We start from the raw sequence: 8,091 nt of genomic DNA on the forward strand, positions 1-8,091 counted from the left end.
CTTTTTGAGGGGAAAAAAGTCCAAAAGTCTTATCCAACAAGGTTTTTAGATTTATTCAGCAAACCCTAATTAACTTAAAACTTACATCTGATAACTGATAACTGATAACTGATAACTGATAACTGATAACTGATTAGCGTGCAGAGATTTGGATCGTTTCTGGTTTGCTTAAATCGCCGGTAATAGTTAAACTGCGCTGATTAGCGTTGAGATGACGGACGATTTTATAGATAGCTTCAACTTGGTCACTAGCACCGATTTTGGCCGCTAGAGTGGCTAGGTCAAGAGAAGTCCCCGTTCCCCGAACAACTTGCACGATTTTTCTTTGTAAATCCAGAATGGAAGCGGCGGCTTTTTTCCCCGCTTCTACCCCGGGTTGATGGTAGGCGTTAATGTTAACTAAACTAGCATAGAAACTAACGGCTCGTTCGTAGAGGGCGATTAGGGCCCCCACCTGACGGGGAGTAACCTCTGGGATCGTGATAGTGATAGAGTGACGACTATTTTCGTATAAAGCTTGTCGAGTACCTTGCAGTAATCCTGAGAGGAAATCGCCAGCAGTGGAGCCGGTTTCCACTTCGATGGAATCTCCTTGTCGGTCTTTTAATACTTCAATAAAAGTGGCGAAGAAATTGGGGACACCTTCGCGTAATTGTTGGACGTAGGCGTGTTGGTCCGTGGAACCTTTGTTACCATAGACGGCGATACCTTGGTAAACCTTATTCCCATCGAGGTCTTTTTCTTTACCGAGGGACTCCATGACCAATTGTTGCAGATAGCGGCTAAAGAGATAGAGACTGTCTTTGTAGGGCAGAATCACCATATCTTTCTCTCCCTTGCCATTGCCCTCATGATACCAAGCTAGAGCCAGTAGGGCGCTAGGATTTTTTTTCAGGTTATGGACGCGGGTGGCGATGTCCATTTCTTTGGCCCCGGCTAACATTTCATCAATGTCGATACCCTGCAAAGCGGCCGGGAGAAGACCGACGGCGGATAGTTCTGATGTACGACCACCGACCCAATCCTGCATGGGGAAACGAGTTAGCCAATCTTGGGCGTATTTGTCCAGTTGGCTACCCGGCATGGTGACGGCGACCGCGTGTTGCGGAAAGTCTAAATCCTGTTTTTCGTAAGCGTTGCGGACTTCTAACATTCCGTTTCTCGCTTCGGGAGTGCCGCCGGATTTACTGGTGACGATAACGAGGGTGGTAGCTAGGGGTAAATGGGCTAAGGTGCGATCGATGCCTTTGGGGTCGGTATTATCAATAAAAGCAATCTCTAAGGGGGGATTAAGGGGGGAGAGAGCCGAACCGACGAATTGGGGACCCAAAGCAGACCCCCCGATGCCTACACAGAGAATATGGCTAAATTTTGACCGATTGGGCGGCTTAATTGCTCCGGAGTGAATTTTCTTGACAAATTCTTTGATCTGTGCTATGGGTTCGGTGATTTCGGCCCGCAATTCCTGGTTAGGAGCGAGTTCAGGAGCGCGCAGCCAGTAGTGGCCGACCATACGCTGTTCGTCGGGATTGGCGATCGCACCCTGTTCTAAGGCTGCCATATCTTGGAAAGCACGCTCGAATTTTGCTTCTAGACCTTTGAGAAAAGCCTCATCGAAGGGAATCCGACTGACATCGAGATAAAGTTCTAGGTTAGGGTGATAGTATAACCAATCTTGGTAACGTTGCCAGAGTTGCAGATTATCCATAAAAAAAAGCGAAATTTTTGTTTAATTACTCGTTTAGGAGAGATAAGATTCTATCCTCTCCAATCATCATACAGGTAGTTTTAGACTAGAAGTTGACGGTTAAGCATATATTATGGGGTTGGCAAAATGTTAACAGTGACGGAACTATCCCCTAATTGTTCGGTTTGCTGGTGTTGGCTGTTGATTTTTTAACTGCTTCTATGGCTATCTACTCATCCCCTCTCAAAATCGGTAATTTAGCAGTGCATAGCCGCGTCTTGCAATCACCTTTATCTGGTGTCACCGATTTAGTTTTTCGGCGCTTGGTGAGACGCTTTGCTCCCGATTCCATGCTCTATACGGAGATGGTCAACGCGACAGAAATCTCCCAGCTGCAAGAGTTACCGCAATTGATGGTTATCGGGGACAAAGAACAACCAATCAGTATGCAATTATTTGATTGCCGTCCCGATTTTATGGCTGTGGCGGCGGAAAAAGCGGTTAAAGAAGGAGCGATGACCATCGATATTAATATGGGTTGTCCTGTTAATAAAATTACTAAAAAAGGCGGCGGTTCTTCGCTTTTACGACAGCCAGAAATTGCCGAGCAAATTGTTAGGGAAGTGGTGAGAGCGGTATCGGTGCCGGTAACGGTGAAAACTCGCTTGGGATGGAACGCTCAAGAGATTAATATTATCGATTTTGCCCGTCGTTTGGAAGATGCGGGAGCGCAAATGTTGACCCTGCACGCACGCACTAGGGAACAGGGTTATCACGGGCCAGCCGATTGGCAATGGATTAAACGGGTGAAGGAGGTTTTATCGATTCCTGTCATTGCCAATGGTGATATTGTTTCTGTGGAAGCGGCGATTAATTGTTTGGAATTTACCGGGGCCGATGGGGTGATGTGTTCCAGGGGAACCCTCGGTTATCCCTATTTGGTGGGGGAAATCGATTATTACCTCAAAACAGGCAAAAAGTTGCCGAAACCCACCTCTATTGACCTGTTAAACCTAGCTAAAGAGCATTTACAGGGGCTATGGCTATACAAGGGACAACGCGGTATTTGGCAAGCGCGGAAACATCTGGCTTGGTATTGTCAGGATTTTACTGGTGCGGCGGTTTGGCGCGATCGGTTTTCGCGCATCGAATCTCTGGGGGAGGGCTATGATTTAATTGATGGAGCTATTGCCCAATTAAACCTTGAAAACGAGAATATTTACAGATAACGGTTGAACTGACCCGTTATCATCAACCTTGAATGATATTATTAGTCTAACTCTCGGTACGGTGCAGTGATTGGTTAGACAGATGAACTTTAGATGAAGTTTATGGAGATTTCCACTCTCCCTCTGGGATCATGGCTGTAATCATGATGTTACGCAATGTTCCAGTAGGTAAATCTCTCCCTTGATGGTAAGGTACGATAACTTGAGTATCTTGATCCCTGCCACGCCATTTTCTATGACTACCCTTCTGAGAGATCAGTTCAAAGTTATACTTGCGTAATATGCGCTCAACCTCGTCAGCATTCATTCTCCTGAGTCGAGTCATCCCACCATAACCTCACGGATTACTGCTCCGGGTAGAAGGTCGATAGCATCAGGTTGTAAATAAAGCTCGATCGCTTCGCGTATATTATTGAGAGCTTCCTCTTGTGTAGTACCAGCAGATGTGCATCCGGGCAGTTCTGGACACCAAATTGCCCATTCGTTTGTATCGGGATCGGGTTCAAGTATCACTCGCCATTTCATAGGGACTAAATCCTTAGAGAACTACCCAAGATGATAACAGATGGACTCCACAAGCATAATCAATGCTCAAGCCCGGGATGACTCGATAGTGGTTCACGTTGAAAGTGCCAAGGGTTAATTATGCCCAAAAGCAATATCAGGCTGATGTTCACGGTATTTCCTCAACGTTCAATGACCTGTTTTTGATCATAAGTGATTGGTTAGATCGCTCCTAATTCTTGCCTAGAATCTTGTCATACTCGGAGTGCGACCCAACCTAGAACCAAACTATCTTTTCTTCGTCTGACTTTTTAATCCCTAATGCTCGCCATCCAATGCCGACTCTGACTGACCAGATTTTTTCTCTTGGTTTCACTTCTTTGAACTCTAGGCTGGGGTGAAATGGATTTTCTTGCCAAATCTCCTAATTTTTCTTGGCTGTTTCTTGTACCCTTTGCGGCAAACTGAGAAAAAGTTGACGAAACCTCTTGGTTCTGGCTGACTTCATTCTTCCCCAAAGCCTTTATCTTCTGTTCTCCCCTCTTGTTCTTCTATCAGGGCTTCCTGTGCCATTGTTATTAAAGCTCCCAATTCCATATCTTCGTTAGAAAGGCTTTGCTGCCATTTTAATTCACTTTCAATATCTTCTAGCAATTGTTGAGCAAGTTCATCTTGAAGATGCTCTGGCAGTTTCTGGATTTCTGTGAATGCTTTTTGCAACAGAGTAGTCATGTTTTGTTCATGTTTTACGCGTATTGGACTATTTTACTACTTTTTCTACTCTCTATTAATTATCCAGAAACTTTCCGAATAAGGAGAGTAAGGATATGCCGAAAGTTTCCGCATATCACCCCGTTTTGTAGATTCCTGACAATCAGCGGAAATAACATCAGCTTTTCCCCAAGATTTCAGCACCAATTGTTCAATCTGACTGCACTTCGTAACAAAAATTTACAACTCGATCATAAGCGATCGCACTCCCATCGATCACTGTGCCTAGACGTTTTTAGATTATTATCATTTACTTGAATCAATGTGCATGGTGCGTTCCCCAAAATCGATCGCTGGAGCGGTAGGACTCGCATGAGGGAACGCACCCTACAGCGATAGCGATCATACTGCTCCCAAAAATTCCATAACTGTTTGCACCGGAATTCGAGTTCCAGCTATAACAGGTCTTCCATTACAAATATCTGGATGGATATGGATACGACTTTCCATTAAAGTTTTGTTATACCAAATTTCTAAATCCATGACAGACATCCACGCTCGAATGCTTGCCAAACCTTCATTCGTTGTGACGCGAATAAAGAAAAATGGTATTACCTCTTTGATGACCTTAAGTCAACTTATTATACCCTTTCATAGTCACAGGTAAGGATGTTGGGTTTCCTTAAAATTGATCACTGGAGCGGTAGGACTTGCATTAGGGAACGCACTCTACTAGATCTGCACTACGTTTTTGGGGTAGTGCCATTCTTTTGCTTGCTCCTCACGAAGACTGCCTTATTTTTTCGCTGAATCTCGAATAAGTCAATAGCCTCGAACAGGCCACTTAACTTTGCATATCCGTAGTTGCGTGGGTCAAAAGATGTCTGATTTGCTATGTGTCCGCCAATCTCTGCCAAATTCGACCAACCATCATCGTCTAGAGTGCTAGAAACCGCGCCCCTCAATAAACTGATTAATTTGGTGTCTTGCTTCAACTCTTTACCAGTTTTCTTCACACTTGCAGAAACTTTGGAAGTCTCCTCAGAATTTACTGCTTGATCAATAGTTTCTAGGTATAAAAATGTTGAACACGCATAAACAAAAGGCAAGGGTGTTTTCTTCTCGCCAAATCCATAAACTTTTAAGCCATTTGTCAAAATTCGCATCACTAAAGGAGTAAAGTCACAATCGCTCGACACGATTGCAAAAGCATCCAACTGTTGTGTATACAGCAAATCCATTGCATCAATAATCATTGCAGCATCAGTAGCATTTTTGCCCTTCGTATAGTCGAACTGTTGGACGGGGCGAATAGCGTATTCGTGCAAACACTCCTCCCAAGCTTTCAGCGCAGGACTTTTCCAGTTTCCGTAAGCCTTACGAATATTGGCAACTCCATACTTTGCAATTTCAGAGATGATCGCCTCAATTTTTGATGCCGGGGCGTTGTCTGCATCAATTAGCAGTGCAATTTTTGATTCTGATTGCAGCATATTGCTCCAGGTGTGCTGATCACTTTAATTTTTGAACTCGAACAGAGACTTTTCAAGTATGCCCCAACCTATAACCTAAGCCATCTAACTATTAATTATACAGAAACTTTCCGAATAACCAAAGTAGGAATATATGGAAACTTTCGACATATCACCCCGTTTTGTAGATTCCTGACAATCAGCTGAGATACAAAGAACTTTTCAGCGACCATAGCACGAATTATAATTCTTCAGGTAACTGAGCAGACTAACTATAAAGTTGCGATGGCGGAGCAAATTCTTTCTCTACTCTTGTACCTAATTCTCATTTTAACGACTTTTTGGTTTATTAGCCCCCAAAAAAAGCCCCGTAGTCATCCCGCCTATCATCTTGCTTGTTTGCTGGAAGATGCTCCTGAAAGCTCTTTAAAGGGTCAATTTTGTCCCCTGGCTACTCCCTTGGCTACCCCGATCGCCTGTACTGTTCCGCAGGTGTGGCGCAGTGTATATAGGCAGTCTCTGGCAAAACCGGATGTTAATTATTGGCAATGGCGCAGTATGCCAGAAAATGAGCAGTTTTGTCGGGAATTACGGGAATTATTGCGGTTAAATCCGGCTAGAGGTTACGCTAAGGAAATTCTGGAAAGTCTGGCCTTGGGTCAAGATCCTTTTTATCATCTTTACTGGGATCTAAAAGCGATCGCTAATGGTAACTTTAACACTATCGGGACTAATAAACTAGCTGAGGGCAGATTTGCCCGGCGAGATTTGCGAACTCATCAGCAGATGCGGAGGGATTTTCGTCAATGGCATTTACAAGCTTGTCAACAGTTGGGAAAAGAGCGGGTTAAAGCGGTTTATCGGCTCTGTTATGGAGCAGATTGGTCATTAATCGCCCAAATTCTCTATCCTTCGCCTCGTTCCTTGGCCGTGATGATTATGGAGTCGCCTAATCCCGTTTGGTGGCGAGTTTTGGGGATTACTCCTTTTAGCACCACTAGCCGGATTGAGAATAATTATCAAAGTTTTCAGGAGATGAGCAGTCAAGATAATGCACCTTTGTGGACGAAAATCCGTCGCTGGATTCCTTAGACTCTACTCTAGTTTTTCCCTTGACTTTTTCCTTAACGAAAGAATGTTAGTCTAGGAACAATTTATGACCACGCTTGCACTCTCAGGGTAATGAATCTAGTGCTTTTAAACAATCGCTACCAAATTGTTAGTATCCTTGCTAGGGGGGGATTTGGGGAAACTTATATCGCTATCGATACGAATATGCCTTCTCAACGGCGCTGTGTGATTAAAAAATTGCAGCCAGCTATTCAAAGTGAGGAGATGCCAGAATGGTTAAAAGAACGTTTTCAGAAAGAAGCAAGCGTTTTAGAGGAATTGGGGGAGCAAAATCGCCAAATACCCCGTTTATACGGTTATTTTGCCCAAGATAATCACTTCTATCTGGTGCAGGAGTGGATTGAAGGGGAGACACTAACCCAAAAACAGCAACGACAGGGAAATTTATCCTCCTCAGCAGTGCGGACGATTTTAGAGAATTTGCTGCCTGTTCTTGATTTTATTCACAGTCGCCGCATTATTCACCGGGATGTGAAACCCGATAATATTATCTTAAGAAATAGTGATAATTTGCCCATTTTAATCGATTTTGGGGTAATGAAAGAGGCAGTCGCCACCTTACTCGATCCTACGGGAAAAAGTGCCTATTCGATCGCCCTTGGCACCCCCGGTTATATGGCTTCGGAACAGGCTGCCGGGAGACCGGTCTTTTCTAGTGACCTTTACAGCCTAGGCTTAACGGCGATTTTTTTATTAACGGGAAAAACTCCCCAATATCTAGAAACTGACTCGCGCACGGGGGAAATTCTCTGGCGACAGGAGGCAGAAAATGTTAATCCTAATTTAGCTATGGTAATCGATCGAGCGATCCGTTTTCATCCCCGCGATCGGTTTGCTACTGCCAGGGAAATGTTGGCAGCTTTGGCAGAAATATCCCCGGATTTGTCCACCCAACCAACTATCGCGGTTTCTCCCCATAGTCCCCGATTAAAGTCCTCTACACCCCCAAAACCAACCGTCTCCCCCACTGTGGTTATTCAACCCAATTCTGGGGAAAAAAAGAATCCTTGGCTGTGGATTTTGCTGATTTTTGCGGTGACAATTGGAGCTTTTGCCCTAGGATATCGGGGATTTATGGCTCTTTTACCCAAAAATGAGGAAATTGAACCAGCACCAACCCCCGAACCTTCTCCTAGTCCTGAAATCATTCCTCCTCCCTCCCAAGATTTTCCCCCTATCCGACGACCTTCTCGTCAACGGACTCCCATTTATTCCCCGACTCCCACTCCATCCCCGACTCCTACCCCAGAGGTGATTCCTAGTCCAGAAGCGACTCCAGAATTAACTCCTAGTCCCACCCCAGAAGAAGTAATTCCTATTCCTGTTCCCCTTCCTGAAACAGAGCCAAGTCCTCAAG

At 44.6% G+C, this 8,091-nt stretch carries 9 protein-coding genes and 1 pseudogene; 3 read left to right on the plus strand and 7 right to left on the minus strand.

Going from position 1 to position 8,091, the window contains the following annotated elements:
• Window positions 1–133: 133 nt before the first annotated feature.
• On the minus strand, window positions 134–1,708 hold the full coding sequence (locus IQ242_RS10990; protein ID WP_193960000.1) for a glucose-6-phosphate isomerase: 1,575 nt from the start codon (window positions 1,706–1,708) through the stop codon (window positions 134–136).
• 200 nt (window positions 1,709–1,908) lie between these two features.
• On the opposite strand from IQ242_RS10990, the gene dusB reads away from it, so the two are divergent.
• Window positions 1,909–2,916 (plus strand): tRNA dihydrouridine synthase DusB, encoded by a 1,008-nt coding sequence (gene dusB, locus IQ242_RS10995; protein WP_193960001.1) that lies wholly within the window; start codon window positions 1,909–1,911, stop codon window positions 2,914–2,916.
• Between the two features lie 100 nt (window positions 2,917–3,016).
• On the opposite strand, the gene IQ242_RS11000 is transcribed toward dusB, so the two are convergent.
• The 6 genes and pseudogenes from IQ242_RS11000 to IQ242_RS11020 form a co-directional block, all read right to left on the minus strand.
• Complete coding sequence (locus IQ242_RS11000; protein ID WP_002776495.1) at window positions 3,017–3,241, minus strand: type II toxin-antitoxin system HicA family toxin; 225 nt, start codon at window positions 3,239–3,241, stop codon at window positions 3,017–3,019.
• Window positions 3,238–3,441, minus strand: coding sequence for a type II toxin-antitoxin system HicB family antitoxin (locus tag IQ242_RS11005; protein ID WP_193960002.1), 204 nt, complete (start codon window positions 3,439–3,441; stop codon window positions 3,238–3,240). Before IQ242_RS11005 ends, IQ242_RS11000 begins: the two co-directional genes overlap by 4 nt.
• 256 nt (window positions 3,442–3,697) lie before the next feature.
• Window positions 3,698–3,928: pseudogene (locus IQ242_RS27095) on the minus strand (hypothetical protein).
• Entirely contained in the window at window positions 3,925–4,152 is a 228-nt protein-coding gene (locus IQ242_RS11010) for a hypothetical protein (protein WP_110543837.1), read from the minus strand. The pseudogene IQ242_RS27095 and the gene IQ242_RS11010 overlap by 4 nt, the downstream one beginning before the upstream one ends.
• A gap of 381 nt (window positions 4,153–4,533) precedes the next feature.
• On the minus strand, window positions 4,534–4,674 hold the full coding sequence (locus IQ242_RS11015; protein ID WP_228020932.1) for a DUF433 domain-containing protein: 141 nt from the start codon (window positions 4,672–4,674) through the stop codon (window positions 4,534–4,536).
• 200 nt (window positions 4,675–4,874) lie between these two features.
• On the minus strand, window positions 4,875–5,624 hold the full coding sequence (locus tag IQ242_RS11020) for an NYN domain-containing protein (protein ID WP_002757405.1): 750 nt from the start codon (window positions 5,622–5,624) through the stop codon (window positions 4,875–4,877).
• Window positions 5,625–5,888: 264 nt separating this feature from the next.
• Here IQ242_RS11020 and IQ242_RS11025 point away from each other — a divergent pair, with 264 nt between their 5' ends.
• Both IQ242_RS11025 and IQ242_RS11030 read left to right on the plus strand, forming a co-directional pair.
• Window positions 5,889–6,695 carry a molecular chaperone DnaJ gene (locus tag IQ242_RS11025; RefSeq protein WP_193960003.1) on the plus strand — a complete coding sequence of 269 codons (807 nt, stop codon included), beginning with the start codon at window positions 5,889–5,891 and terminating at the stop codon, window positions 6,693–6,695.
• A gap of 90 nt (window positions 6,696–6,785) precedes the next feature.
• A partial coding sequence (locus tag IQ242_RS11030) for a serine/threonine-protein kinase (RefSeq protein WP_193960004.1) occupies window positions 6,786–8,091 on the plus strand: 1,306 nt, incomplete at its 3' end.

This window comes from Microcystis sp. LEGE 08355 (assembly GCF_015207185.1).
Classification (GTDB): Bacteria; Cyanobacteriota; Cyanobacteriia; order Cyanobacteriales; family Microcystaceae; genus Microcystis; species Microcystis panniformis.